We start from the raw sequence: 25,295 nt of genomic DNA, 5'->3' as shown, positions 1-25,295 counted from the left end.
GATGGACATGCAATCCCGAATTCGCCAGCTTTTTCAGGCCAGTATCGACACCAAGCAAATGGCGATGGACGTACTTGCACCGCACATCGAGCAAGCCAGCCAGGTGATGGTCAACGCCCTGCTCAACGAAGGCAAAATGCTGTCCTGCGGCAACGGCGGCTCCGCCGGCGACGCCCAGCATTTCTCGTCCGAGCTGCTCAACCGCTTCGAACGCGAGCGCCCGAGCCTGCCGGCTATTGCGCTGACCACCGACAGTTCGACGATCACCTCGATCGCCAACGACTACAGCTACAACGAAATCTTCTCCAAGCAAATCCGCGCGCTCGGCCAGCCGGGCGACGTATTGCTGGCGATTTCCACCAGCGGCAACTCGGCAAACATAATTCAAGCGATCCAGGCCGCACATGATCGCGAAATGATTGTCGTAGCATTGACCGGTCGCGATGGCGGCGGCATGGCGTCGCTGCTGTTGCCCGAGGACGTCGAGATTCGCGTACCGGCCAACGTCACCGCACGTATTCAGGAAGTCCACCTGCTGGCGATCCATTGCCTTTGCGACTTGATCGACAGCCAACTGTTCGGGAGTGAAGAATGACCCCTAATCGCCTAGGCCTTCTGGCCTTGACTCTGTGCCTTGGCATCAGCGGCTGCACTTCGGTGGTTAACGCCAGCCGTGAAGCACCGATCGATGATGACCGCGGCACGCGCACCTTGGGCAGCAAGATCGACGACTCTCTGATCGACACCAAGGTCGGCGTGAACATCGCCAAGGCCGATCCAGCCCTGGACAACGATTCGCACATCGTCGTCACCAGCTTCAACGGTGTCGTGCTGCTCGCCGGCCAAACCCCACGCGCAGATCTCAAGGCCAAGGCCGAACAGGCCGCCGCCGCTGTCCAGCGCGTGAAAACGGTACATAACGAACTGCAGGTGCTGCCGCCCTCTGGCTTCCTTGCCCGCCAGAACGACACCTGGCTGACCTCCAAGATCAAGACCCAGATGCTCACAGATCCGAACATTCCGGGCTCGCGCATCAAGGTTGTCACCGAGAACGGTATCGTTTACTTGCTGGGCCTGCTGACCAAACAGGAAGCGGCTCAGGCGACCAATCTGGTGCAGGGTGTTTCCGGGGTGCAGAAGATTGTGAAGTTGTTTGAGTACATCGACTGACACTGTACGAGCTATCGAGCGAAACGAGGCTGCGATCTTCTGATCGTGGTTAAAAGCAAAATCAAAAGATCGCAGCCTTCGGCAGCTCCTACGGTTTGAAAGTGGTGAAGTAATAAAAAAGGCGATCCTCTCGGATCGCCTTTTTTATTACTTCACCACTTTCAAACTGGGTCGACCGCTGGGACGCGGCGGCTCACTGTCGGGTGGCGGAAGATCATCATCCGGCTCAATCTCTTCCTCGTCTTCCATAGGCGATTCCAGATCAAACACCATGCCCTGACCGTTCTCCCGGGCGTAAATGCCCAGGATCGATGCGATAGGCACGTACAGAGTGTGCGGCACGCCACCGAAGCGCCCTTCGAAGCTGACCGCTTCGTTGTCCATGTGCAAATGGCGCACGGCGGCCGGCGAAACGTTCAGGACAATCTGTCCGTCACTGGCGAAACCTTGTGGCACCTGCACCGACGGATATTCGGAGTTGACCAGCATGTGCGGGGTGCAGTCGTTGTCCACAATCCACTCGTAGAGCGCGCGGACCAGATAAGGTCGACTGGAGTTCATAGCGGCTCCTTAAGCCTTAGCGCATATCGCGTTCGACACCAGACAGACTCGCCTGGAAAGCCTCACGCGCAAACGAGCGCTCCATATAATCAAGCAGCGGCTTGGCAGGCCGCGGCAGTTCAATACCTAGAATCGGCAAGCGCCAGAGTATTGGCAATAGGCAGCAATCCACCAGACTTTGTTCCTCGCTGAGGAAAAACGGCTTGTCGGCGAAAAGCGGCGACACGCCAGTCAGGCTTTCGCGCAGCTCTTTACGAGCCACCACGCGAGCTGCTTCCTTGGTCCGCGAATCCAGGATCAGATCCACCAGACCACACCAGTCACGCTGAATACGATGAATCAGCAAACGGCTGTTGGCACGCGCCACTGGATAAACCGGCAGTAAAGGCGGATGCGGGTAACGCTCATCCAGATATTCCATCACCACGGTCGACTCCCACAACGCCAGGTCACGATCGACCAGGGTGGGCAGGCTTCCGTAAGGGTTCACCTCAATCAGTTTAGGCGGCTGACGGCCAGCTTCCACATAAATGATCTCGGCGCTGACACCCTTCTCTGCAAGTACGATACGCACTCGGTGGGAATAGTGGTCGGCGGGGTCGGAGTAACAGGCCAACCGATTGGTCACGCCCATGGCGGTCCTCCTCGCTTGTTGAAATTATCGGAAGCGGAAAAAACGCGCGCGCCCAGAGGGCGCCTCCCGTAACGCCTGGATGACCAGACTCGTTACATTTTCAGAGACGCCCTGGGGCGCGCGCGATTAACAGCAATTGCTTGAAACTTTATCAGTGCACATCTTTCCAGTATTCGCGCTTGAGCAAGTAGGCGAATACAAAGAAGAACGCCAGGTACAGCAACACATAGGTACCGATGCGCTGATGCTCCAGCTTAACCGGGTTAGCCGAGTAAGCGAGGAAGGTTACCAGATTCTTGACCTTCTCATCGAACTGCTCTTCGGTCAGAGCACCGCTCTTCGGCACAATGGTTAGCTGATCGCACGCTTCATGAGTCAGCGCGGTACCGGTCAGCGGATCATATTGCTTCTTGCCGTCCTCGACGATCTGGACCTGTTTGCAACCGACGACCTGACGACCTTGCAGGCCCACCAGGACGTTCGGCATGCCCACGTTCGGGAAGACCTTGTTGTTCACGCCCCAAGGACGCGCCGGGTCTTCGTAGAACGACTTCAGGTAACCGTAGAGCCAGTCCGTACCGCGAACACGAGCCACCAGGGTCAGGTCGGGCGGTGCAGCACCGAACCAGGTCTTGGCGTCAGCCGGCTGCATGCCGATGCTCATGTGGTCGCCAATCTTGGCGCCGGTGAACACCAGCTTCGACAACATCAGATCGTGAGGAATACCCAGATCGTCGGCAACACGTTCGTAGCGTTGGAACTTGGCGCTGTGGCAGCCCATGCAATAGTTGGCGAACGTACGTGCGCCGTCCTGCATGGCAGCTTTATCGGAAACGTCGATGTCGACTTTTTCCAGCGCCGGGCCCGCTTGTCCTGCTGCGAAAGCAAACACTGGCAGTGCAGTGAGCATCAATACCGCAAATAGCTTTTTCATCAGCCAGTCACCCTTTCCGGAACCGGTTTGGTCTTCTCGAGCCTGGTGTAGAACGGCATCAGAATGAAGTAGGCGAAGTACAGGAAGGTACATACCTGCGACAGCAGCGTACGACCCGGCGTCGGAGCCAGAACACCCAGAATGCCGAGGATCACGAACGAAATGCAGAACACCACCAGCCAGATTTTGCTCAGCCAGCCTTTGTAGCGCATCGACTTGACGGGGCTGCGATCCAGCCACGGCAGGACGAACAGCACAGCGATGGCTGCGCCCATGGCGATAACGCCCAGGAGCTTGTCCGGAACCGCCCGCAGAATCGCGTAGAACGGTGTGAAGTACCAGACCGGAGCGATGTGCTCAGGGGTCTTGAAGGCGTTCGCCACTTCAAAGTTCGGCTTCTCGAGGAAGTAGCCGCCCATTTCCGGGAAGAAGAACACGATCGAGCAGAAGATAAACAGGAACACCACCACGCCGACGATATCTTTCACGGTGTAGTACGGGTGGAAGGCAATGCCGTCCAGCGGTACGCCGTTTTCGTCTTTGTGTTTCTTGATGTCGACGCCGTCAGGGTTGTTCGAACCGACTTCGTGCAAGGCCAGAACGTGCAGCACCACCAGACCGAGAATCACGATCGGCAGGGCAACAACGTGCAGGGCAAAGAAGCGGTTCAGGGTGATACCGGAAATCAGGTAGTCACCACGGATCCACTGGGTCAGGTCGTTACCGATGACCGGGATCGCACCGAACAGCGAGATAATCACCTGGGCGCCCCAGTAGGACATCTGGCCCCACGGCAGCAGATAACCCATGAAGGCCTCAGCCATCAGCGCCAGGTAAATCAGCATGCCGAAGACCCACACCAGCTCACGCGGCTTCTGGTACGAACCGTAGAGCAAGCCACGGAACATGTGCAGATACACCACGATAAAGAACATCGAAGCGCCGACGGCGTGCAACATACGCAGGATCGAGCCGTACTCGACGTCGCGCATGATGTATTCGACGGAGGCAAAGGCTTCTTCCGCCGACGGGGTGTAGCTCATGGTCAGCCAGACACCGGTGACGATCTGGTTGACCAGAACGAGCAGTGCCAAGGAGCCAAAGAAATAGAAGAAGTTGAAGTTCTTCGGGGCGTAGTACTTGCTGAGATGGTCTTCCCACATCTTGGTCGCGGGAAAGCGCGCATCAACCCAATCCATGAACTTGCTCATCACGCTTTCTCCGTATCGACGCCAATGACAATGATGTCATCGGTCTCATAGGAATGCGGGGGAACTGGCAGGTTCAAAGGCGCAGGTTGCGACTTGTAGACGCGGCCAGCCAAATCGTAGTGGGAACCGTGGCAAGGGCAGAAATAACCACCTACCCAATCCTTGCCCAGATCCGCGGGCGCCACTTCTGGACGGAAGGTCGGCGAGCAACCCAGGTGTGTGCAGATACCGATCAGCAGCAGAACCTCTGGCTTGATCGAACGCGTTTCCGGGTCGACATAAGTCGGTTGAGTCGAGTTCTTGGAGGTAGGGTCAGACAGCTGGCCCTCGATCTTTTTCAGATTCCCCAGGATTTCCTCGGTACGGCGGACGATGAACACCGGCTGACCGCGCCACTCAGCAATCATCTGCTGGCCTGGCTCGATTTTGCTGACATTCACTTTCACCGGTGCACCTGCGGCTTTCGCCTTGGCACTGGGAAACCATGACCCCACGAACGGGACCGCAGCCCCCACCGCTCCTGCAGCACCCACCACGGATGTGGCTGCTACCAAGAAGCGACGCCGGCCTGCATTCACGCCGTCATTGCTCATTCAGTCCTCTCCCATCAGCTTTGTGGCCTGTTAAATCAGGCATCTACTAAGTAAAACTATGTACTTATAAAAATTTTGCCGAATGGTAATGAAAAGCCCCAATTCTGACAAGGTAATTACCGAAGGGCTCCACTGCCAAGCCTTGCAGTATAGGGGCTCTACGGCTGTGGCAAGTTGTCACAGAGCAATTCTTTGATAAATCGCGCCCATAAAAAAACGCCCAGCTTCGCGAGGAAACTGGGCGTTCTTTTTGAACGCGAAAGCGAATTAACGCTTCGAGTACTGCGGACGCTTACGCGCTTTACGCAGACCGACTTTCTTACGTTCAACTTCACGTGCGTCACGGGTTACGAAGCCGGCTTTGCGCAGAGCACCGCGCAGAGTTTCGTCGTAGTCCATCAGAGCGCGAGTGATACCGTGGCGGATTGCGCCAGCTTGACCACTTACACCACCGCCGATCACGGTGACGTAGATGTCGAACTTCTCGACAGTCTCAGTCAATTCCAGCGGCTGACGAACTACCATGCGGGCAGTTTCGCGGCCGAAGAAATTATCCAGCGAACGGTTGTTGATGGAGATGTTACCAGTGCCCGGACGCAGGAAAACGCGTGCGGTTGCGGTCTTGCGACGGCCAGTGCCGTAATTTTGAGTCGCCGACATAATGAACTATTCCGTTAAAACTTCAGTTCTTGGGGCTGCTGAGCAGTATGAGGGTGTACAGCGCCCGCATAGACTTTCAGCTTACGATACATGTCGCGACCCAGCGGGTTCTTAGGCAGCATGCCTTTGACCGCGGTCTCGATCACGCGCTCAGGGGCTTTAGCGATCAGCTTTTCGAAGTTGATCGACTTGATGCCGCCCGGGAAACCGGAGTGGGAGTAGTAGATTTTGTCGGTGGTTTTAGCACCGGTTACACGAATCTGCTCGGCATTGATAACGACGATGTAATCGCCGGTGTCAACGTGAGGAGTGTACTCAGCTTTATGCTTGCCACGCAGACGGCTCGCGATTTCGGTGGCCAGACGACCCAGGGTCTGACCTGCAGCGTCGACGACAAACCAGTCGCGCTGTACTGTTTCCGGTTTAGCAGTAAAAGTTTTCATTCTTTATAGCCTCAGGGGCCGCCCTGTAAATTAGACGGCGGATCTTACTGAATAGTGCGTACTTTGACAAGTCAAAGGCAGCCGGATACAGACGCTTTCGGGGGCTCGGGTCGGCGCGTCCGTTCAACGGCAAGATTCTTCGGCGGCGGCGCATCACTTCCACTGCAGAAAGAGGTGCGCAATTATGCAGATTGCGAAAAATATTTCAACCTGCTTTTATGATTGTTTTGCCCAAGGAGCACCCGATGGACTATCGACAGCTAGGCCGAACCAATCTGAACGTGAGCGCCATCTGCCTCGGGACCATGACCTGGGGCGAGCAAAACAGCGAGGCTGAAGCCTTCGCACAGATTGAACGGGCCAAGAGTGCCGGGATCAATTTCATCGACACTGCCGAGATGTACCCGGTGCCGCCGAAGGCCGATACCTATGCCACCACCGAGCGCTACATCGGCAATTACTTCAAAAGCCGCGGCGATCGTGCCGACTGGATCCTGGCCAGCAAGATCGCCGGCCCCGGCAACACCATCGACTACATCCGCGACAAAAACCTGCGCCACAACCGCCAGCACATCACCGAAGCGGTGGATGCCAGCCTCAAGCGCCTGCAAACCGATTACATCGACCTCTATCAGTTGCACTGGCCGGAGCGCAGCACCAATTTCTTCGGTCAACTGGGCTACAAACACAAAATCGAAGCCAACCTGACGCCGCTGGAGGACACCCTCGAAGCGCTGGACGAACAGGTCAAGGCCGGCAAGATCCGCCACATCGGCCTGTCCAATGAAACGCCGTGGGGCACCATGCGTTTCCTGGCGCTGGCCGAAGCCCGTGGCTGGCCACGTGCGGTGTCGATCCAGAACCCGTACAACCTGCTCAACCGCAGCTTCGAAGTCGGCCTGGCGGAAATCGCCATCCGCGAACAGTGCGGCCTGCTCGCCTATTCGCCACTGGCGTTCGGCTTTCTGTCGGGCAAGTACGAAGGTGGCGCGCGTCCGCCGAAGGGCCGCCTGAGTCTCTACAGTCGCTTCAGCCGCTATTTCAATCCGCAGTCGGAAGCAGCGTGCAGCCGTTATGTCGCACTGGCCCGTGAGCACGGCCTGGACCCGGCGCAAATGGCGCTGGCGTTCGTGACGCAGCAACCGTTCGTGACCAGCAACATCATCGGCGCGACGACGCTGGAACAGCTGGACAGCAATATCGCCAGTTTCGAGCTGAAACTATCCGACGAAGTGCTTGCGGGGATTGAGGCGATTCACAAGGATCACCCGAATCCCGCGCCGTAAATTGTAGCGCCAAAGAAAAAATCGCAGCCTTCGGCAGCTCCTGCATGGGATTGACGTACACCCTGCAGGAGCTGCCGCAGGTTGCGATCTTTTCACCCATCACAGAGATTCAAAGCGACCGCGCAATAATCTCCTTCATGATCTCGTTGGTGCCGGCATAAATCCGCTGCACCCGCGCATCCGCCCACGCACGCGCAATCGGGTATTCCCACATGAACCCGTAGCCGCCATGCAACTGCACGCACTCGTCGAGCACCTTGCACTGCAGGTCCGTGCCCCAATACTTGGCCATCGCCGCCGTCGGCACATCGAGTTTGCCTTGCAGGTGCAACTCCAGGCAGCGATCGACGAAGACCCGGCCAATCTGAATTTCGGTCGCCATTTCCGCCAGCTTGAATCGGGTGTTCTGGAAGTCGGCAATCGCCTTGCCGAACGCCTTGCGCTCGCGGGTGTACTCCAGCGTCCATTGCAGCGCAGCCTCCGCCGACGCCAATCCGCCCACAGCGACCGTCAGACGCTCCTGCGGCAATTCCTGCATCAGATACGCGAAGCCCATCCCGGCCTGCCCCAGCAGGTTTTCCTTGGGCACCCGAACGTCCTGGAAAAACAGCTCCGACGTGTCCTGCGCCTTCATGCCGACTTTCTCCAGGCGCTTGCCCTTGGCAAAGCCGGGCGTGTCGGCCTCGACCAGAAACAGACTGGTGCCCTTCGCGCCCGCCTTCGGATCGGTCTTGGCCACGACAATCACCAGGTCCGCGAGATAGCCGTTGGTGATAAAGGTCTTCGAACCGTTGATCACGTATTCGTCGCCATCAAGCACCGCGGTGGTTTTCACCCCTTGCAGGTCGGAACCCGCGCCCGGCTCGGTCATGGCAATCGCCGTAACCATCTCGCCAGACACCAGTTTCGGCAGGTATTTGTGTTTCAGCGCTTCGCTGCCGTAATGCAGGATGTACGGCGCGACGATGTCCGAATGCAGGGAAAAACCGATGCCGGTCAGGCCCAGACGCCCCACTTCTTCGATCACCACCGCACTGTAGAGAAAATCAGCTCCCAGCCCGCCGTACTCTTCCGGCAAATGAGAACACAACATCCCCGCCTCCCCCGCCTTGTTCCAGAGTTGGCGATCGATATAGCCCTGTTTCTCCCACTGCCCATGAAACGGCACGGCCTCTTTTTCGAGGAAGGTTCGCACGCTGTCGCGAAAAAGTTCGTGCTCGGGACTGAACAAGGTTCTGGGGATCATGCGACACCTGTCGTTATTGTTAGGAGGAATTGACCTTCAGAGACTAAGCCCCGCATCCGATACAGGACACTGGACACATCCGACAAAAAATAAGACGATCCAGCCGTCTGGTGACCACTTTCCCCTATAAGAATAAAGTTGAATTATGTCTAACCAAGTCTCCACGCCCTTGCGGCGCGTCAGCATCCTGGCTATCGACCGGGTTTTCGCTTCCACCCTCATGCAAGCCAAGGATTTCTTCCACCTGGCCAGCCTGCGCTACGGCAAACAACTGGGCCAGGGCCTGACACCGGCGTTCGAAACGCGGCTGGTCAGCCCCGATGGCAAACCGGTGAACAGCTTCAGCGATGTGATCATGCCGGTGGACGGCGGCCTGGAAAACGCCGACGTCATCATCCTCCCGGCGTTCTGGGACGATTTCGAAACCCTTTGCCAACGTTACCCACAGGTCCTGCCGTGGCTGCGCCAGCAACATGCTCGCGGCGCGGTACTTTGTGGCGAGGCCACGGGGGTGTTCTGGCTCGCCGAAGCCGGGCTGCTCAATGGCAAGGAAGCGACCACCTACTGGCGCTTCTTCAATGCGTTTGCCGAGCGTTTCCCGAAGGTTCACCTCAAGCAGGACAAGCACCTGACCGACGCCGACAACCTGTATTGCGCTGGCGGTACGACCTCGGCGTGCGATCTCTATATCTACCTGATCGAGCGCTTCTGCGGCGCCAACGTGGCCCAGGCCGTGGCTCGCGACATTCTTTATGAAGTGCAGCGCAGCTATTCGCCGGGACGCATCGGTTTCGGCGGGCAGAAGCTGCACCAGGACGTGATCATCCTGCAGATCCAGCACTGGCTCGAAGAACATTTCGCCGACAAGTTCCGCTTCGAAGACGTCGCGCGCGAGCACGGCATGAGCATCCGCAACTTCATGCGCCGCTTCCAGACCGCCACCGGCGACAAGCCGCTGCATTACCTGCAACGCCTGCGCATTGAAACGGCAAAGGGCTTGCTGTCCGGCAGCCGCAAAAGCATCAAGACCATCAGTTATGAAGTCGGATATGACGACGCGAGTTTCTTCGCACGACTGTTCCGCCAGCACACGGAATTGTCTCCGAACCAGTATCGGCAGCAGTTTCAGCAGGCGGCTTAAACGCTCGACATTAAACACACGTGGGAGCTTGCTCCCACTGTGGACCTTGCATGTGCAGGGAGTTGGCCATGCATTTTCCTACGCAAATTGCTGAATAAAGAACGACAAAGCCACCGATCAGGCTCACAGACACAACCCCTGAAAAGTCCCAGCATCCTTCCCTGCTTTCAACATCAGGGAGGATCAACAGTGACCATCGGATCAAGCTACGAATACCCGGCACACGCGACCAAGACTGCCGCTCGAACAAAGCGCTCGACTGACGCCAAATGGACGGCACGTTTTCCAAATCCCCCAGACCTCTGCTTCGACTATCGAGCATTGGTCGAACAGGAAAACGGCATCGCCAAAGCCACCACCCCGCACCATAAGATCTGCATCATCGGTGCAGGTGTCACCGGGCTTACTGCCGCCAGAGAACTCTATCGTTGCGGCTTTACCGATATCACCCTCATTGAACAATCCAGGAGAATTGGCGGCCGGCACCTGACCGTTGCTGGAAGCCAGCGCTCCTCGACGAGCCACACCCCCTTTGAAATGGGCGCAATGCGCATGCCTTTCTTCAACAGGGCAGACGAACCGCCGACAGACGGCCGCTCGCTGATGGCCTACTACGCGAAGACGTTTGATTTGGCATTTTCGGATTTCGCCAATCCCGGAAGCCAATGGGTGACCTCGACCGGAATTTATCTGCGAGAGGGCAGCATGGGCGACGGTCAAACTCCGCAAATGCTTATCTGGAAGAATGAAGATGGCCAGACACCACCTCCCGGCGATGAACTGCAAAAGGTTTATGCCAAGTGGAAAACCTTTGCCGATCGCATGACTCGGCACGTCGCAGAGGTCTACGCCAGCCAGGAATGGGAAGGCATGTGGGACGCGATCGTCGAAAAGTACCAAAACATTTCATTTCGCGACCTCGTGAGCATGGCGCCCCTTGAAGATTGGGATGAACGATCGCCGGGAGACTTCGGCGGAATGGGCATGTCCGCGCAAGAGTCGGCCGTTTTCTATGCCATCGGCATCGGCGATGGCAGTTGGGGAGCGTTTTATGATGTCTGCTCCCTTTATCCCCTGCGTACTGCGATTTTCGGGTTCAGCAGCCAGTTGCAACTGATCCATGGCCGGGTGGATGCTCAGGGCGATCCGTTGGCGTCACCCTATCTGCAGAGCAAAGCCGTATTTGATTCAAAAGGGCTGACTTTCGACGGCCCCCGTTACATCGGACTCGCTGCTCTGGACGAATGTCTGCTGTTCATGAAAACCGCGGAAACCGGAAAATCTTTCTACGATCATTGCAGTGAAAGGGGCAGTGGTTTGCTGACGGATTCGTCCGTCACAAAACTCAAAAAACTGCCCGATCAAAAAATACGCGTCTGCTACGACTGGAAACACAGCCAAGACGAGCACTCCCAGGAACAGTTCGAGGACTTTGATTCGGTCATCATGACCCTTCCTTCCTGGTTGATCGAAACCCGGATCAAGCTTGAAAACTTCACGCCACACATGCTGCCTTTCGAAACGATCAATGCCTATAAAACGGCGCATTGGGAAACCAGCTGCAAAGTCTTCGCACCGCTGAAGAAATCTTTTCTTTCGAAAAACGGAAAAATCCCGCAAGCCATCGTCACCGACAGTTTTATCCACGACGTCTACACCTATCGCTACAACGATACCTACAGCTATGACTGCATCCTGTTGAGTTACACATGGGAGGACGACGCCACCAAGCTGGCCTCATTTACGGACAAGGAACTGGTAAGCAAATGCGCCAAAGAGCTGGACCGAATCCTTATGAACGCCGCCAACATCCAGGAAAAGATCTCTCCCTACATCGGGCTTGATCAAGCAGTGGTCCAACGTTGGATGACCGACAAAAATGCCCTGGGATGTGCAAAGTTGTACCGGCCCGGCACCTACTACGACGCCGTAGGCCTGATGAAATACAACAGAGACTTCGCGCATGTTTCAGGCCTGTATTTGTCCGGAGAGTCATTTTCAGTCGATGCCGGCTGGACGGAGCCTTGTTTCCGAGGCGCCGTTGATGCGGTCATTCACATCTGCAACAAAACGTCTGCGACCTTCAATGGCGGGTTTTCCTTGAGCGACTATCCACACTACAACGTCAGGGCCTGATCACTTGCAGGAGCCACGAACGGGTCTGATTAGGATCCGGACTACAACCTAAACGGAAGTGGCTGACTTACGCCGATCTGCTGATTCACCTCTTATAAACACGCAATTAAACAGCGTGAATAACTATAAAAAGAGGTCATCAACAATGAGTGAGCCAATAAGCCCTGTTCGTGTAGCAGTCGTGCAATTCGACCCTCAGGTCGGCGTGAAGAATCGTGAAGGAAATCTGCATCGCAGCCTGCAACTGGCGCTGGAAGCTGTAAACGGCGGAGCGAATCTCATCGTCCTGCCTGAACTCTCAAGCACCGGGTATTACTTCAGCAGTAGACAGGATGCGTTCGATCACTCGGAGGCGATTCCCGGAGGTGCAAGCCTGCAAGCCTGGATGGAATTCGCCCGCCAGCACAGCGTTTACCTCGTAGCCGGTCTCGCCGAGCGCGACGGCATGCAGCTGTTCAACACCGGCGTCCTGGTAGGGCCGGAAGGACTCATCGGCAAATACCGAAAGGCTCATTTGTGGAACCTGGAAAAACTGTGGTTCACGCCGGGCGATCTGGGTTTTCCGGTTTTCGATACACCGATCGGCCGTATCGGGTTGTTGATCTGTTGGGATATCTGGTTTCCGGAGGTGCCGCGAATTCTGAGTCAGCAAGGGGCGGATATCATTTGCAGCCTGAACAACTGGGTCTGGACGCCACCACCTCTGTTCGATGACGCCGGCAAGTGCATGGCTTCGTATCTGACAATGACCGCTGCGCATGTAAACAATGTGTTTATCGCCGCGGCCAGCCGAATCGGCGAAGAACGAGGGGCTCGTTATCTGGGTTGCTCGCTGATTGCCGGAACCAATGGCTGGCCGATCGGCACTGTCGCCTCGGCGGACCAACAAGAAATCCTGTTTGCCGATATCGACCTGACCAGTGCCCGCAGCGCACTCATCTGGAACAACCTGAACGATCTGCATCGCGATCGCCGAGCCGATCTCTACGATCAGATGCTCGGTTACCGCCAGCATTCGTGCCTCCCGCGCTGACAGGGGGGTTGACTCATGCAAACCACAACCCAGAAAAAACGACTTGCCCACCGATCGCCATTCGACACGGCGATCATCCTGCTGATTATCGGCACCCTACTGCTGGCGACCTGGCTTTCATTCACCCACCGTACTGCCTGGTCCGCTCATTGGCCCGGTTACGGCGATTTGCTTTCAGGTCTTCCCGAACCAAGTGCCTGGTTACGCTGGGTGCTCGGAGACATCAGCGAAGTGGCGTTCTACAAGCACGAGTTCGCCTCTATCGGGCTGTTGGCTGGCGCCTATCTGGCCTACTGGGCGAATCGGACCGGAAGATCCTGGCAAGGTTTTGCCATCTCGTACGGCAGCGGATTATGGCCGTGGCTGGTCACCAGTTCATTGCTTGGGCTACTGCTGAGCAACCTGCTTTGGGGCTGGACGGTAACCGCCACTAGCTGGCAACCCACCTTCGCCGCCTTCGTTTCACTGCCGGCAGCAATGGTGCTGATGTTTGGCGGTGGCTGGAAGGTCACGGTCAACGGCGCAATCATGGGGGCCATGCTCGTCACACCGATGTGTCTGCTGATGGTCAATTACCTGTGCAACCCGCTGGGACTGCCCGTGGTGATTGGTAATGTCTCGGGCATGGCGGTCGCCAGCGTGCTGGCCTTTCTGCTCTGCCGTTATCTGCCAAGCCTGGTGAAGTCAGAGCCATCTACAAATCCATGCCACCCAGCGCCCGAACCCACCGCCACCCAAACGCCTGACTACGGAGTGATCTGGAGTATGCGCCGAGTCTTGGCGGACTTTTCGGAAGCGCCATTCTTTGGCAACGAATGGGCGAGCCTCGGCCTGATTCTGGGCGCCTTGCTGGCGTTCACGCTTAACCCGTTGAGTCCGGTCTACGGTTCGCAGCTGCTGCCCCAGTTGATTGGTGCACAAGCACTGACCTCAGCGCTGGGTGTACTGATTTGGCGTCGGCACTGGATATCGTATGGCTGGTATCCCACCTACGTTCCGCTGGTGTCGGTGGTGCCGGCGGCGCTGCTGACGTACGGCGGCAGCTGGCAGGTCATCGTCATGAGCGCACTGCTGGGGGCCTTGATTGCGCCGCCTCTGGCGTGGGCGATTGCCAGGCGGTTGCCGGCGGACATGCATGGTTTCATCGGCAACGTTCTGTCCATGGCCATCAGTACGCTGCTGATCATTCCATTCATCGGTTTCCTGATGACCCACTAACCCCAAGCCACTCGGCTGTAGCGCGGACGCGGTACAGCCAACCTCTTCACGCTCAAGCGAGGTAGCACATGGACTTACCCGAACTGGCCATCGCGGCGCTCGGCGGCACCGTAAGCATGCAAGCCAGAAACGCCGGCGAAGGTGTTATTCCCACACTCACCGGCGAAACGCTGCTGAATTCGGTACCGGAACTGACGACACTGGCACGGGTCAACGTTGAAACACTCGGGCTTATGCCAAGCGCATCACTGGATTTCGAATTCCTGCTGAGCGTCCTGTCCTGGGCAAAATTCCAGATCAAGCAAGGTGCCGTCGGAGTTGTCATTACCCAAGGCTCGGATACCCTCGAAGAAACGGCCACCTTTTTCGACTATTTGTGGGACTGCGATGAACCGTTGGTCCTGACCGGCGCCATGCGTTCAGCGGCCCAGGCGGGGGCTGATGGTCCCGCGAATCTGTTGGATGCGTGCCGGGTAGCACTGGCTGCAAACAGCCGTCGGCGAGGCGTTCAAGTGGTCATGAACGGGCAGATTCACGCCGCGAGCGCCGTCCGAAAAACCGACTCATTGGCGTTGCAGGCGTTTTCCTCGCCCATCGTCGGTCCTGCCGGCATGCTCATTGAGACCAGCGTCCGATATATGCGCCCGCCAACCCAGCGGAACATCTTGCCGCTGCCGCAGCAAACAACGCAGAAAATCGCCCTGCTGGAAGTCTCGCTTTCTGCGGACACCCTTTTCCTGAACAACATCCTCGACCTCGGATACGACGGGCTTGTAATCGCAGGATTTGGTGCAGGGCATGTTCCCGGAAACTGGTCTGATGTGATCGAAACTATCGCCCAAAAAATTCCTGTCATCATTGCAACCCGGACAGGGTCCGGTTCTACCGCGCGATCCACCTACGGTTTTATTGGCGGCGAGATGGACTTGATCCGTAAAGGCGCGTTGATGGCTGGATTGCTTTGCCCTCGCAAAGCCCGAATTTTGTTGTGGTTGCTCGTTGGTTGCCAGCGGCAGCATCAACTGACGAGTTATCTCTGGGAAATCTGATACTCCCCCCTGTGGGAAATTCTATGGCGCAGGCTCGTTCCCAGAAATTGTGGTGAGCAGACAGCGCACAAAAAAAGGGCCTGCATCAGCAGGCCTTTTTTATTTTCCGAAACGTCCTACGGCTTATGCGCCCGGGACAGGAATTCGTGGGACTGCATTTCCAGCAGCCGGCTGAGGGTGCGCTGGAACTCGAAGTTCAGGCGACCGCCGGTGTAGAGGTCTTTGAGCTCGACCTCAGCGGAAATGATCAACTTCACGTTACGGTCGTAGAACTCGTCGACCATGTTGATAAAGCGTCGGGCGATGTCGTCGGTGGTGACGCTCATCTGCTCGACACCGCTGAGCAACACGGCGTGGAAGATCTTGCCCAGTTCGATGTAATCGTTCTGGCTGCGCGGACCGTCACACAGTTCGCGGAAGTCGAACCAGGCCACGTCATCGCAGGTGCGCAAGGCACGTATCTCGCGGTTCTCGATCATCAGCACATCGTTCTCGATGGCTGCCGTGCATTCCGGCGTCAGGGCGCGGAAGCTCTTGCGCAGGCTTTCGTGGGACGCTTCGTCGAGCGGGAAGTGGAACAGCTCCGCTTGCTCGAGGTGACGCAGGCGGTAATCGACGCCGCTGTCGACGTTGACGATTTCGGTGTTCTGCTTGATCAGCGCGATGGCCGGCAGGAAGCGTGCGCGTTGCAGGCCGTCCTTGTACAGGCCGTCCGGCACGATGTTGGACGTCGCGACCAGGGTCACGCCGTTCTTGAACAGCTCTTCCATCAACGTACCGAGGATCATCGCGTCGGTAATGTCGGAGACGAAGAACTCATCGAAACAGATCACTCGCGACTCGTCAGAGAAGCGCTTGGCGATGATGGTCAGCGGGTTTTTCTCGCCGCCGAGGGTCTTCATCTCTTCGTGCACGCGCTTCATGAAGCGGTGGAAGTGAGTGCGGGTCTTTTCCTTGAACGGCAACGCTTCGAAGAAGGTGTCGACCAGGTAGGTCTTGCCGCGGCCTACGCCACCCCAGAAATACAGGCCCTTGACCGGCGCCTGCTCTTTCTTGCCGAACAGCTTGCCGAGCAGGCCCGGTTTGCTCTGCGAGGCGGCGACCAGATCGTCGTACAGGCGCTGCAAATGGCGCACGGCAGTTTCCTGCGCGGCGTCATGGAAGAATTCCGGGCGTTTCAGATCAGCTTGATATCGTTCTAGGGGCGTCATAATTCGTTAGCAAGGCAACAAAAACGGGCCGTCACTGTAGCGACGGCCCGCAGGAATGGCAATCAGCCCTTGGTCGGGCCGAGCCGTCGATTATTCCTGAACCGGTGTCAGCGCAATCCGCAGGGCGTCGATGGCGACGTCGCGAGCGGCACTGTCGGCGAAGGCCGGGCTATCGGCAACGCACTCGCCTTCCAGCCAGACACTGAAGCTCAAGTCTTCGCTGCGCACGTCCAATGGCTGGCCCGCTTGCAGTTGCTTGGTCACCTGACCGGCGGTTTTACCATCGGCGAAGTTGCGCGACAGCAGCAATTGCTCTCCATCGGCCGCCAGCAGACGGAAGCGGAAGCTGCCGTCGTCTTCACGGAAGCTGACAAAACGCGCGGCTTTTGCGGCTTTCTTCTTGGTGGTCGCCGCGACCTGAGTCTGAGCAACGAAAGAACGCAGGCCCACCGCTTCACGCAGTTCGTGGAGGAACGGTGTCGCCACCGAGCGAGCCTTTTTGGCACCGACTTGCAGGATGTCTTCCAGATCCGCCGGGCGCTCGATCAGCTGGTGATAACGCTCACGGGACTCGCCCAATTCGCTGTCGAGCAGCTGGAACAGGCGATTCTTCGCCTCGCCCCAACCCAGCCCCTGCAACAGTTCGCTGCGGAATTCGTCGGACTGCGCCGGGGTGGCGAAGGCCTGGAACAGCGTGAACAGGTGCGAATTGTCCGGATCCTTGGCTTCGCCCGGCGCGCGGGAGTCGGTGACGATCCGCGAGATGGCGTCCTTCATTTCCTTGGCGCTGCTGAACAACGGGATGGTGTTGTCGTAGCTCTTCGACATCTTGCGACCGTCGAGGCCTGGCAGCGTGGCGACGCTTTCTTCGATCAGCGCCTCGGGCATGGTGAAGAATTCTTTGCCCTGGCCGAACAGGTGGTTGAAGCGCTGGCCGATGTCCCGGGCCATTTCCACGTGCTGGATCTGGTCACGACCGACCGGCACCTTGTGGGCGTTGAACATCAGAATGTCTGCGGCCATCAGCACCGGATAGCTGTACAGGCCCATGGTGATGCCGGCATCCGGGTCTTCGCCGGTTTCGACGTTCTTGTCCACCGAGGCCTTGTAGGCGTGTGCGCGGTTGAGCAGCCCCTTGGCGGCGACGCAGGTCAGCAGCCAGGTCAGCTCGGGAATTTCCGGGATGTCGGACTGGCGATAGAACGTCACGCGGTCCACATCCAGGCCACCGGCCAGCCAGGTCGCGGCGATTTCCAGACGCGAGCGCTGGATGCGCAGCGGGTCATCGCATTTGATCAGGGCGTGGTAGTCGGCCAGGAAGTAGAACGAATCGGCATTGCTGTCGCGGCTGGCAAGGATCGCCGGGCGGATGGCGCCGGCGTAGTTGCCCAGGTGCGGCGTGCCGGTGGTGGTGATGCCGGTGAGAATACGGGTACGAGTCGTCATGGGTAATCGCTTGTCAGACTGCAATCAATTCGAAAGACGCGGCAGGATCAGATCCTTGAGATCAGTCAGCTTGCCATGAAAAAAGTGTCCGCATTCTGCCACTTTCAGCAGCTCATGGGGGCGCTCGAGTTTCGAGGACCAGTCGTAGACAAGTTGCGGATCGATGACTTCGTCGGTTTCCGGCTGGATCAGGGTCAGTTCGCCATGCTGCGGCAGTTGATCCTGATCTCCCAGACGCATGACCGCAGGCGCGATCATGAACACATGCTTGAGCTGCTCGCCCTTCACTTCCAGGCGTCCGCCGAGACTGGCTGCAACAAATCCGCCGAAGGAGAAACCGAACAGCGTCAGCGGCAAATCAGGATGCTCGGCCCGCAGCCATTCGGCCGCCGCCTGAGCATCGTCGACTTCGCCGGTGCCCATGTCGTGCGTGCCTTCGCTGGCACCGACGCCACGGTAATTGAAACGCAAAGTAACCAAACCGGCATCGCGCGCGGTGCGCTGCAGGGTCGAGACCACTTTGTTGAGCATGGTGCCGCCCTGCACCGGGTTCGGGTGGCAGATCAGCGCAATGCCGCGAGGCGCTTCATTGTTCAGGTAAAGCGCTTCCAGTTGGCCGACCGGGCCATCAATCACTACAGGGGTTTCGCGCATAAGCAAGGAAGGAACTCCGTGACCTCGAATCGGGTCGACTCGTCTAGCAAATTGTCTGTGCCGATGTATTGCGAGTGAATCGCGGTATACAGCGCAGGTTCGAGCCGTTAACGTAAAGCAAAGCCGTTTATAGAGGAAGGACTCGTGGAACACTCGCTCTTAGTTTGGTTGTTGCCGACTCTTGCCCTGGTTGTGGGTGTCGCCATTGGTTTCCTGATCGCTCGCCTGGTGCCGAACGCCGCGCCGAGCAGCACACAACGTCAGCTGGAAGACATTCAGGAACGTTTCGACAGTTATCAGAACGAAGTGGTCACCCACTTCAACAGCACTGCAACCCTGGTCAAGAAACTGACTCAGAGCTATCAGGAAGTGCAGGATCATCTCGCCGAGGGTGCCAATCGCCTGGCCCTGGACGAGCAGACCCGCCAACGCCTGCTGGCCTCGCTGCACGCCGACGCGGCAGCCGCCCCACGGGAGCGCCTGACGCCGCCGCGCAATCAGGAGCCGCCTCGCGATTACGCCCCCAAAGCCCCGAACGCGCCGGGCATGCTCGATGAGCATTACGGCCTGAAGAAGTAATCAGGTTTCACGCGACATGAAAAAGCCCCCGGATGAGTGATTGTCCGGGGGCTTTTATTTCCAATGAGCTCTTCGCTGAAACGGGCGGCCTCCGGTAGGAGCTGTCGAGTGCAACGAGGGCTTTTGATTTTTTTAGAAGCAAGATCAAAAGATCGCAGCCTGCGGCAGCTCCCACACAAAAAAAACCGCCCGATCTGTTGAGAATCGGGCGGTTTTTTTACGCCTGGGGTTCAGTCAGACGATTATGGATACTGTTGAACAGTACCTTGCTGCTGACCACCATACTGCTGACCCGGAATGGCCTTCAGGTTGACCTCGACCCGACGGTTCTGCGCCCGGCCATTGACGTCAGCGTTGCTGGCAACCGGATTGTCCGGACCGGCACCCCGTGCCGACAGGTTTGCACCGCTCACGCCTTGCGACGTCAGGTAGGTTGCCACGCTCTGGGCGCGACGCTGGGACAGGTCCATGTTGTGCTGACGGCTGCCGGTGCTGTCGGTGTAGCCGACGATCTCGATCTGGTTCTGGTTGAACTCCTTGAGCGAGCCTGCCAGGTTGTTCAGCGGCTGATAGAAGCTTGAGGCGATGTTCGCCGAATCGGTGGCGAACGTGATATTGCCAGGCATGATCAGCTTGATCTGATCGCCCTGGCGCTGCACTTCGACGCCGGTATTGGCCATGCTCGCGCGCAGCTTTTTCTCTTGCTGGTCGGCGTAGTAACCGTAACCGGCAGCGGAAGCCCCCACCACGGCGGCACCAATCAGCGCCCCCTTGCCTCGGTTGTTGTGGTCAATGGCGGCACCGGCCAATGCGCCGGCCAGAGCACCGAGGCCACCGTACTTCGCGGTTTTGCTCATGCCCGTGGAACCACCGTCGGCCTGGCCTTGATTGTCGTAAGGATTAGGCGAGGCACAGCCCGACAGCAAAGCCACAGCCGTAGCGACAATAATCAAACGCTGCTTGGTGAACATGAAGAGCTCCTACTTTCTGCATTCTAGGGTGCAACGGAACAAGGCATCGGCCTTAGCGGGCTTTGGATCATTTCGGGCGGCGAAAATTCCATCGGCTACCGTCAGGCCCGCACAAAAGGGTTGTCACGCATTTCATCGCCCAGGCGCGTGTCCGGCCCGTGCCCCGTCACCACTGTCGCGTCCTCATCAAGCGTATACAGCCGTTGCTTGATCGAACGCACGATGGTCGCCTGATCGCCACCCCACAAATCCGTGCGCCCTACCCCGCGACGAAACAGCGTGTCACCGGCAATCAGCAGCTTGGCCTCTGAAAACCAGAAGCTCATGGACCCCGGCGTGTGACCGGGCGTATGCAATGCCACGCCGCAGCCGCAGGCCAGTTCTTCATCATCAGACAACCAGCGATCGGGGGATGGAACCGGGGTATAAGGCACACCGAACATCTGGCATTGCATCTCCAGATTGTCCCAGAGGAACTGATCTTCCTTGTGCAGATGCAAGGTCGCGCCGGTTTTTTCCTTCAACTGACCGGAAGCCAGGAAATGATCCAGGTGCGCGTGGGTGTGAATGATGCTGACTACCTTCAGGCCCAAGGCGTCGAGCCGAGCCAGGATCAGCTCGTGATTACCACCCGGATCGACCACGATGGCCTTTTTCGTTACCGGATCGCCGATGATCGTGCAGTTGCACTGCAACGGGCCGACTGGGAAAGTTTCGCGGATGAGGGTCGGTAGTTGGGACATCGGGGCATGCTCGATAAACAGGGACGGGGGATTTTCGCACACATTGGCATCCCGCCCTTTACCGCCATGTGTATCGACAAACGACGTCAGCCCAAAACGCCCAACGCCTTCGCCCGAGCCACCGCCTGCGTGCGACGCTCAACCCCGAGTTTGCTGTTGATATGGCTGGCATGGGTTTTAACCGTGTGCAGGGAAATAAACAGCTGGTCGCTGATTTCCTGGTTCGAGCAGCCTTGGGCAATGAGTTTCAGAACTGACAGTTCCCGGGAGCTGAGCTGTTCGCAGGATTGTGAGGGTTCCGGGGCAATGCGTGCAGCGACAAGGGGGAGCCGTTCTGAAAGGCTCTGCGAAACCGCCGCTTTTGCGCAGTTCTGCAGCTGCTCGCGAACCCAGTCAGGATATCTGCTCAACAAACCGTCAAAAGGCTGCAACGCGCCGCCGCTGGCCGCTTCCAGGGACTGAGCGAAGGCTTGACGGGCTTCAGGCTCACGGTTGTGCGCAAGGAGCAGTTCGGTTTTCTGTGTCAGGGCCATCACACTGAGCAACTGCCGACCGGATTGCTGACCATGCTCGAGCAACGCGTTCAATCGCCCCTCGGCCAGCATCGGTTGCGCCTGAATGACCTCCAGCAAGGCCTGTTGCAACTCGATATGCAGCGGCAGTTGCGGATGGAACTCCGGAGGCGCCGCCGGCTTTTCGCCGTTGTAGGTCTGGCCCAGTCGCGCCAGCCAGGCCTCCGCCAGATCGGTACGGCCCTGAGCCAGCCAGAGTTCGCATTTGACCAGGGTGATCATCGCCAGGTAGTAGATCGGCGGTACGTCCCAGATGTGCATCAGCCGTTCGGCTTCGGCGAGTTCGGCAAACGCCTTGGCGAATTCACCGCTGCTGCCTTCGAGCCTGGCGATCACGCAGTGGCCGATCAGTACGCTGATGTCCCGGCAAGCACGAGCTTCAGTCAACCCCGCCTGCAAGCGCACCTGCGCCGCCTGCGGTTGCAGGCGCAGGGCCAGCAGAAACCCCTCGTACAAGGTCAGCCGGGCGCGTACGGCATAGAGTCGTTGCGGCGACAGACCTTGCAGTCGTTGCAGCCCTTGGCGCACCTCATCCAGCGAACGCAGGATTTCCCCTCGCGCCTGCAGCACCCGGGCGCGATCGTAATGGGCCAACGCTTCGAACAATGGATTGCCCACCCGTTGCGCCAGCTCCAGGGAATCACGGTTCAGGCCGCGCGCCCGCCATAAGTCGCCGTCGGCAATCGCCAGGTTGGACAGGGTTGAAAGGCACATCAGGCGCTGGCCGTAACGCTTGGACGGCAGACTCTCCAGCGCTTCGGTGCAATACAGCAGCGTCAATTCGCGATTGCCGCGACCGCGCGCAATGATCCCGCTCAAGGCCAGCCATTGCGCCAGCATGGACTTCTGCGCAGTGGCCGACGGCGCCGGCAGGAAGCGGCTCAGGTGACTGGCCAGCTCCTCGGCGGCATCCAGCTGACAGGCCAGCCCCAGCGCCCAGCTGTAGAGCACGATCAAGCGTGGCGTGCTGATCAGCAGGCTGTCGGGCAAGTCCATTTTCCAGCGCAGCAACATGCCGACGTTCTGTTCGGCCAGCAGTTGTTCTTCGGAAAGGTTCTGTACCAGGTTGGCCGCCACGTCCAGGTGCCCGGCGCGCAACGCCTGTTCCACCGCTTCATCGAGCAGGCCCTGGGCATTGAACCAGCGACAGGCGCGCAGGTGCAGGCTGGCCGCCGGCACCATTGCCTGACGGGTAGGCCGGGTGCGCAGCAGGTCGGAAAACAGGTGGTGATAACGATACCAGTGACCGTGTTCGTCCAGCGGTACCAGGAACACCTGATGCGCGAGCAGAAAACCCAGGATCTCGGCACTGTCATGCGCCTCGCGAACGGCGTCGCACAGTTCGCTGCAAAAACGCTCCTGAGGCGCTGTGTCATACAGAAATGCCTGCACCTCGGCGGGCAGGCAATCGATGACTTCTTCGAGCAGGTAATCGCGAATCAGCCCTTCCCCACCGTGCAGGGACTGGGGCAACGCGCCTTCGGAGCCGGCTTCGGAAGCCGCCAGCAACCAGAAACGCAAGCCAGCGACCCAGCCCTCGCTGCGCTGGATCAGGCTCTCCAGCGCTTCGCCGCGCAGGGAGGTGCTGTGTCGATCGAGCAGGGTCAAGGCTTCGTCGTGGGTCAGGCGCAGATCCTGTTCATGCAACTCGAGCAATTGCCGCGACAGGCGCAGGCGTGCCAGATGCCAGTCCGGACGCTGGCGACTGGTGACCATCACCAGCAAGCCGTCGGGAAGATGATTGAGGAAAAATTGCAGGCAACGATCGAGCACCGGCCCCTGGGCCAGATGGTAATCATCGAGTACCAGCAGCAGTGGCGCCGTCGGCAACAAATGCACGGCCAACTCGTCGAGCAAACCGTCCAGCCATTCTTCGAAGGCAAACGGCTGATGCCGCTGACGCATTTTCAACAGGCCCAGGGACTGCCTGCCCAATTGCGGGAAAAAATCCTGAAGGCCTTCGAGCAATCGCTCGAGAAATCGGCCGGGGTCGTTGTCTCGCGGACTCAACCCCAGCCACAGACTTTGCCAGTGAGCTGGCAGCCCTTGGCAGAACTCTACCGCCAGCGAACTCTTGCCAAACCCCGCCGGTGCGCTGACCAGCAACAGCCTGCCACCAAGGCCGGCACTCAGACGCTCGCATAAACGAGGCCGCAGCACGTGCCCGTCAGGCAGCGGTGGCCGAAAGAAACGGCCGTCCAGTGTCGCGACGGCAACGCTTGCGGGGCCCGGGAGTGGGGACAGATCAGTCATGGCCGGCTCTTGTTTGAAATGCTGTTGGCGGCGTTGCAGATGTCCGCAGACTAGCGGTAAACGAAGAGGTATTGAAGGTTATTGCTACAAATGGCTACAAAAAGTCTACACGCAAAAAAAAGCCCCGAACCAGTCGGGGCTTTTTTTCGAGGATGCGGCCTCAGTTCAGTTCAGCTTATCGAACCCCGGACTGACGCAATGCCGCCGGTGTGAAGTCGCTGGTCGTGGCGGTGAAGCCGAAGTTATACGCCGACTTCTCTTCGTTCTTCATACCGAGTGCCAGGTAACGACCGGACTGCAGGTCGTACAGGGTTTCCAGGGTGTACCACGGCACTTGAACGTTGTAGTAGTTCTGGGAGTGAGCTTCCGCCACACGCCACAGTTGGTTACGACCGTCGTAGTGATCGATGACCGCTGCTTGCCAGGTGTCTTCGTCGATGTAGAAGTCACGCTTGGCGTAGATGTGACGCTGACCTTCCTTCAAGGTTGCCACGACATGCCAGACCCGACGCAGCTCGTAACGAGCCAGGTCCTGGTTGATGTGACCCGCCTTGATGATGTCGCTGTACTTCAGCTTCGGATCGTCGAGTTTGTAGCTGTCGGAGGCGATGTACATCTCCTTCTTGCCTTCGAGTTTCCAGTCGTAACGATCCGGTGCACCGTTGTACATGTCCAGGTTGTCAGAGGTACGCAAGCCGTCTGCCGCAGTACCCGGCCCGTCATAGGACACTTGTGGCGCACGACGCACGCGACGTTGACCGGCGTTGTAGACCCACGCCGAACGAGGTTCCGCCACCTGGTCGAGGGTTTCGTGCACCAGCAGCACACCACCGGCCAGACGCGCCGGCGCGGTCACTTCCTGCTTGAAGTAGAACAGGATGTTGCCCGGGTTCGCCGGATCGTAATCCTTCATCTTGTCGCGGAACACGAACTGGTCCTGGAAGTACACCAGGCTGTACGAACCGTTCGGCTGCGGCGTGGCCTGAGTCACCAGACGGGTCACGCTGCCACCGCGGTAGCGGGTGATGTGGTTCCAGATAACCTCGATGCCGGTCTTTGGAATCGGGAACGGTACGGCTGTCTCGAAGTTTTTCAGCCCGTTGCCGCCGGACACCAGTTCCGTGGCAGTGGCGTTTTTCTTGATGGCCGCGAACACGTCATCCGGCACGGTCGCGCCGCGATGGGACGGGTAGACCGGCATCTTGAAGGTTTCCGGGTAGCGCTTGAACATCGCGTACTGGCCCGGAGCAAGCTTGTCCTTGTATTGGTCGACGTTCTGCGCCGTGATGGTGAACAGCGGTTTTTCACTGGCGTACGGGTCGGACAGGAAACCCTTGCTGTCGACAGCGCCAGCGTTTTTCGGCAACGGCTTCCAGGCCGGAATCGAACCGTCGGCATTGCCGGCCATCTCGGCGCCCATCGGGGTCAGACTCTTGCCCAGCTTGTCCGCTTCGGCCGCAGGGACCGCTGCCATGACGCTGGTCGCCAGCAGCGTTAGCCCCAGAAATCCAGCGTGGAACAGACTCTTTGTTGTTTTCATAGGTGTGTTCG

The 25,295-nt window shown here is 58.3% G+C and carries 24 protein-coding genes; 9 read left to right on the top strand and 15 right to left on the bottom strand.

Features of this window, described 5'->3' with window-relative positions; translation table 11 throughout:
- Position 1: 1 nt before the first annotated feature.
- Both ACM6IQ_RS29835 and ACM6IQ_RS29830 read left to right on the top strand, forming a co-directional pair.
- Positions 2-595, top strand: a complete 594-nt coding sequence (locus ACM6IQ_RS29835; RefSeq protein WP_008025961.1) for a phosphoheptose isomerase — start codon at positions 2-4, stop codon at positions 593-595.
- Complete coding sequence (locus ACM6IQ_RS29830; RefSeq protein ID WP_008025960.1) at positions 592-1,170, top strand: BON domain-containing protein; 579 nt, start codon at positions 592-594, stop codon at positions 1,168-1,170. Before ACM6IQ_RS29835 ends, ACM6IQ_RS29830 begins: the two co-directional genes overlap by 4 nt.
- A gap of 147 nt (positions 1,171-1,317) precedes the next feature.
- Here the strand turns inward: ACM6IQ_RS29830 and ACM6IQ_RS29825 are convergent, their stop codons facing one another.
- The 7 genes from ACM6IQ_RS29825 to rplM all read right to left on the bottom strand — a co-directional run bounded on the left by ACM6IQ_RS29825 (position 1,318) and on the right by rplM (position 6,206).
- Positions 1,318-1,731 carry a ClpXP protease specificity-enhancing factor gene (locus ACM6IQ_RS29825; RefSeq protein ID WP_008037283.1) on the bottom strand — a complete coding sequence of 138 codons (414 nt, stop codon included), beginning with the start codon at positions 1,729-1,731 and terminating at the stop codon, positions 1,318-1,320.
- 16 nt (positions 1,732-1,747) lie between these two features.
- Positions 1,748-2,365 carry a glutathione S-transferase N-terminal domain-containing protein gene (locus ACM6IQ_RS29820; protein ID WP_007905304.1) on the bottom strand — a complete coding sequence of 206 codons (618 nt, stop codon included), beginning with the start codon at positions 2,363-2,365 and terminating at the stop codon, positions 1,748-1,750.
- Between the two features lie 151 nt (positions 2,366-2,516).
- Positions 2,517-3,299 carry a cytochrome c1 gene (locus ACM6IQ_RS29815; RefSeq protein ID WP_414880537.1) on the bottom strand — a complete coding sequence of 261 codons (783 nt, stop codon included), beginning with the start codon at positions 3,297-3,299 and terminating at the stop codon, positions 2,517-2,519.
- Positions 3,299-4,510 carry a cytochrome b gene (locus ACM6IQ_RS29810; RefSeq protein ID WP_017340697.1) on the bottom strand — a complete coding sequence of 404 codons (1,212 nt, stop codon included), beginning with the start codon at positions 4,508-4,510 and terminating at the stop codon, positions 3,299-3,301. The genes ACM6IQ_RS29815 and ACM6IQ_RS29810 overlap by 1 nt, the downstream gene beginning before the upstream one ends.
- Positions 4,510-5,103: a ubiquinol-cytochrome c reductase iron-sulfur subunit gene (petA, locus tag ACM6IQ_RS29805; protein WP_007905300.1), complete on the bottom strand. Its 594-nt coding sequence runs from the start codon at positions 5,101-5,103 to the stop codon at positions 4,510-4,512. Before petA ends, ACM6IQ_RS29810 begins: the two co-directional genes overlap by 1 nt.
- A 267-nt stretch (positions 5,104-5,370) precedes the next feature.
- Positions 5,371-5,763 (bottom strand): 30S ribosomal protein S9, encoded by a 393-nt coding sequence (gene rpsI / locus ACM6IQ_RS29800; protein ID WP_003205364.1) that lies wholly within the window; start codon positions 5,761-5,763, stop codon positions 5,371-5,373.
- Positions 5,764-5,777: 14 nt separating this feature from the next.
- A complete protein-coding gene (rplM, locus tag ACM6IQ_RS29795; RefSeq protein WP_007905295.1) occupies positions 5,778-6,206 on the bottom strand; it encodes a 50S ribosomal protein L13 in 429 nt (142 codons plus the stop codon).
- A gap of 245 nt (positions 6,207-6,451) precedes the next feature.
- Here rplM and ACM6IQ_RS29790 point away from each other — a divergent pair, with 245 nt between their 5' ends.
- Positions 6,452-7,492, top strand: a complete 1,041-nt coding sequence (locus ACM6IQ_RS29790; RefSeq protein ID WP_017340698.1) for an NADP(H)-dependent aldo-keto reductase — start codon at positions 6,452-6,454, stop codon at positions 7,490-7,492.
- A gap of 109 nt (positions 7,493-7,601) precedes the next feature.
- On the opposite strand, the gene ACM6IQ_RS29785 is transcribed toward ACM6IQ_RS29790, so the two are convergent.
- A complete protein-coding gene (locus ACM6IQ_RS29785; RefSeq protein ID WP_017340699.1) occupies positions 7,602-8,738 on the bottom strand; it encodes an acyl-CoA dehydrogenase family protein in 1,137 nt (378 codons plus the stop codon).
- Positions 8,739-8,982: 244 nt separating this feature from the next.
- On the opposite strand from ACM6IQ_RS29785, the gene ACM6IQ_RS29780 reads away from it, so the two are divergent.
- The 5 genes from ACM6IQ_RS29780 (at position 8,983) to ACM6IQ_RS29760 (ending at position 15,315) form a co-directional block, all read left to right on the top strand.
- Positions 8,983-9,879 (top strand): GlxA family transcriptional regulator, encoded by an 897-nt coding sequence (locus ACM6IQ_RS29780; protein WP_193393041.1) that lies wholly within the window; start codon positions 8,983-8,985, stop codon positions 9,877-9,879.
- A gap of 189 nt (positions 9,880-10,068) precedes the next feature.
- Complete coding sequence (locus ACM6IQ_RS29775) at positions 10,069-12,015, top strand: FAD-dependent oxidoreductase (protein WP_414880536.1); 1,947 nt, start codon at positions 10,069-10,071, stop codon at positions 12,013-12,015.
- A 145-nt stretch (positions 12,016-12,160) separates the two neighbouring features.
- Positions 12,161-13,048, top strand: a complete 888-nt coding sequence (locus tag ACM6IQ_RS29770; RefSeq protein ID WP_414880535.1) for a nitrilase family protein — start codon at positions 12,161-12,163, stop codon at positions 13,046-13,048.
- 15 nt (positions 13,049-13,063) lie between these two features.
- On the top strand, positions 13,064-14,266 hold the full coding sequence (locus tag ACM6IQ_RS29765; RefSeq protein ID WP_414880534.1) for a hypothetical protein: 1,203 nt from the start codon (positions 13,064-13,066) through the stop codon (positions 14,264-14,266).
- A gap of 68 nt (positions 14,267-14,334) precedes the next feature.
- The gene (locus tag ACM6IQ_RS29760; RefSeq protein WP_414880533.1) at positions 14,335-15,315 is read left to right on the top strand and encodes an asparaginase; all 981 of its coding nucleotides are present in this window, start codon (positions 14,335-14,337) and stop codon (positions 15,313-15,315) included.
- 116 nt (positions 15,316-15,431) lie between these two features.
- On the opposite strand, the gene zapE is transcribed toward ACM6IQ_RS29760, so the two are convergent.
- The 3 genes from zapE to ACM6IQ_RS29745 all read right to left on the bottom strand — a co-directional run bounded on the left by zapE (position 15,432) and on the right by ACM6IQ_RS29745 (position 18,626).
- Complete coding sequence (zapE, locus tag ACM6IQ_RS29755; RefSeq protein WP_017340705.1) at positions 15,432-16,526, bottom strand: cell division protein ZapE; 1,095 nt, start codon at positions 16,524-16,526, stop codon at positions 15,432-15,434.
- A 90-nt stretch (positions 16,527-16,616) separates the two neighbouring features.
- Entirely contained in the window at positions 16,617-17,972 is a 1,356-nt protein-coding gene (locus ACM6IQ_RS29750; RefSeq protein ID WP_150654043.1) for a tryptophan--tRNA ligase, read from the bottom strand.
- Between the two features lie 24 nt (positions 17,973-17,996).
- Complete coding sequence (locus ACM6IQ_RS29745) at positions 17,997-18,626, bottom strand: alpha/beta hydrolase (RefSeq protein WP_017340707.1); 630 nt, start codon at positions 18,624-18,626, stop codon at positions 17,997-17,999.
- A gap of 144 nt (positions 18,627-18,770) precedes the next feature.
- Here ACM6IQ_RS29745 and ACM6IQ_RS29740 point away from each other — a divergent pair, with 144 nt between their 5' ends.
- The gene (locus ACM6IQ_RS29740) at positions 18,771-19,205 is read left to right on the top strand and encodes a YhcB family protein (RefSeq protein ID WP_017340708.1); all 435 of its coding nucleotides are present in this window, start codon (positions 18,771-18,773) and stop codon (positions 19,203-19,205) included.
- A gap of 242 nt (positions 19,206-19,447) precedes the next feature.
- Here ACM6IQ_RS29740 and ACM6IQ_RS29735 read toward each other — a convergent pair whose 3' ends face one another.
- The 4 genes from ACM6IQ_RS29735 to ACM6IQ_RS29720 all read right to left on the bottom strand — a co-directional run bounded on the left by ACM6IQ_RS29735 (position 19,448) and on the right by ACM6IQ_RS29720 (position 25,284).
- Complete coding sequence (locus ACM6IQ_RS29735) at positions 19,448-20,176, bottom strand: OmpA family protein (RefSeq protein WP_017340709.1); 729 nt, start codon at positions 20,174-20,176, stop codon at positions 19,448-19,450.
- Between the two features lie 101 nt (positions 20,177-20,277).
- Complete coding sequence (locus tag ACM6IQ_RS29730; RefSeq protein ID WP_017340710.1) at positions 20,278-20,919, bottom strand: MBL fold metallo-hydrolase; 642 nt, start codon at positions 20,917-20,919, stop codon at positions 20,278-20,280.
- 86 nt (positions 20,920-21,005) lie between these two features.
- A complete protein-coding gene (locus ACM6IQ_RS29725; RefSeq protein ID WP_017340711.1) occupies positions 21,006-23,744 on the bottom strand; it encodes a LuxR C-terminal-related transcriptional regulator in 2,739 nt (912 codons plus the stop codon).
- A gap of 175 nt (positions 23,745-23,919) precedes the next feature.
- Positions 23,920-25,284: a DUF1329 domain-containing protein gene (locus tag ACM6IQ_RS29720; protein WP_017340712.1), complete on the bottom strand. Its 1,365-nt coding sequence runs from the start codon at positions 25,282-25,284 to the stop codon at positions 23,920-23,922.
- Positions 25,285-25,295: the final 11 nt, after the last annotated feature.

It is taken from the genome of Pseudomonas sp. IT-P100 (genome assembly GCF_949767185.1).
GTDB lineage: Bacteria > Pseudomonadota > Gammaproteobacteria > Pseudomonadales > Pseudomonadaceae > Aquipseudomonas > Aquipseudomonas fluorescens_B.
Note: the sequence above shows the minus strand (reverse complement) of the source record. Positions and strands in the feature narration are given on the sequence as shown.

Excerpts from the sequence above, each read along its gene's own strand:
- ACM6IQ_RS29835 (WP_008025961.1), top strand. The coding sequence starts at position 2 with ATGGACATGCAATCCCGAATTCGCCAGCTTTTTCAGGCCAGTATCGAC.
- ACM6IQ_RS29830 (WP_008025960.1), top strand. The coding sequence starts at position 592 with ATGACCCCTAATCGCCTAGGCCTTCTGGCCTTGACTCTGTGCCTTGGC.
- ACM6IQ_RS29825 (WP_008037283.1), bottom strand. The coding sequence starts at position 1,731 with ATGAACTCCAGTCGACCTTATCTGGTCCGCGCGCTCTACGAGTGGATT.
- ACM6IQ_RS29820 (WP_007905304.1), bottom strand. The coding sequence starts at position 2,365 with ATGGGCGTGACCAATCGGTTGGCCTGTTACTCCGACCCCGCCGACCAC.
- ACM6IQ_RS29815 (WP_414880537.1), bottom strand. The coding sequence starts at position 3,299 with ATGAAAAAGCTATTTGCGGTATTGATGCTCACTGCACTGCCAGTGTTT.
- ACM6IQ_RS29810 (WP_017340697.1), bottom strand. The coding sequence starts at position 4,510 with ATGAGCAAGTTCATGGATTGGGTTGATGCGCGCTTTCCCGCGACCAAG.
- petA (WP_007905300.1), bottom strand. The coding sequence starts at position 5,103 with ATGAGCAATGACGGCGTGAATGCAGGCCGGCGTCGCTTCTTGGTAGCA.
- rpsI (WP_003205364.1), bottom strand. The coding sequence starts at position 5,763 with ATGTCGGCGACTCAAAATTACGGCACTGGCCGTCGCAAGACCGCAACC.
- rplM (WP_007905295.1), bottom strand. The coding sequence starts at position 6,206 with ATGAAAACTTTTACTGCTAAACCGGAAACAGTACAGCGCGACTGGTTT.
- ACM6IQ_RS29790 (WP_017340698.1), top strand. The coding sequence starts at position 6,452 with ATGGACTATCGACAGCTAGGCCGAACCAATCTGAACGTGAGCGCCATC.
- ACM6IQ_RS29785 (WP_017340699.1), bottom strand. The coding sequence starts at position 8,738 with ATGATCCCCAGAACCTTGTTCAGTCCCGAGCACGAACTTTTTCGCGAC.
- ACM6IQ_RS29770 (WP_414880535.1), top strand. The coding sequence starts at position 12,161 with ATGAGTGAGCCAATAAGCCCTGTTCGTGTAGCAGTCGTGCAATTCGAC.
- ACM6IQ_RS29765 (WP_414880534.1), top strand. The coding sequence starts at position 13,064 with ATGCAAACCACAACCCAGAAAAAACGACTTGCCCACCGATCGCCATTC.
- ACM6IQ_RS29760 (WP_414880533.1), top strand. The coding sequence starts at position 14,335 with ATGGACTTACCCGAACTGGCCATCGCGGCGCTCGGCGGCACCGTAAGC.
- zapE (WP_017340705.1), bottom strand. The coding sequence starts at position 16,526 with ATGACGCCCCTAGAACGATATCAAGCTGATCTGAAACGCCCGGAATTC.
- ACM6IQ_RS29750 (WP_150654043.1), bottom strand. The coding sequence starts at position 17,972 with ATGACGACTCGTACCCGTATTCTCACCGGCATCACCACCACCGGCACG.
- ACM6IQ_RS29745 (WP_017340707.1), bottom strand. The coding sequence starts at position 18,626 with ATGCGCGAAACCCCTGTAGTGATTGATGGCCCGGTCGGCCAACTGGAA.
- ACM6IQ_RS29735 (WP_017340709.1), bottom strand. The coding sequence starts at position 20,176 with ATGTTCACCAAGCAGCGTTTGATTATTGTCGCTACGGCTGTGGCTTTG.
- ACM6IQ_RS29730 (WP_017340710.1), bottom strand. The coding sequence starts at position 20,919 with ATGTCCCAACTACCGACCCTCATCCGCGAAACTTTCCCAGTCGGCCCG.
- ACM6IQ_RS29725 (WP_017340711.1), bottom strand. The coding sequence starts at position 23,744 with ATGACTGATCTGTCCCCACTCCCGGGCCCCGCAAGCGTTGCCGTCGCG.
- ACM6IQ_RS29720 (WP_017340712.1), bottom strand. The coding sequence starts at position 25,284 with ATGAAAACAACAAAGAGTCTGTTCCACGCTGGATTTCTGGGGCTAACG.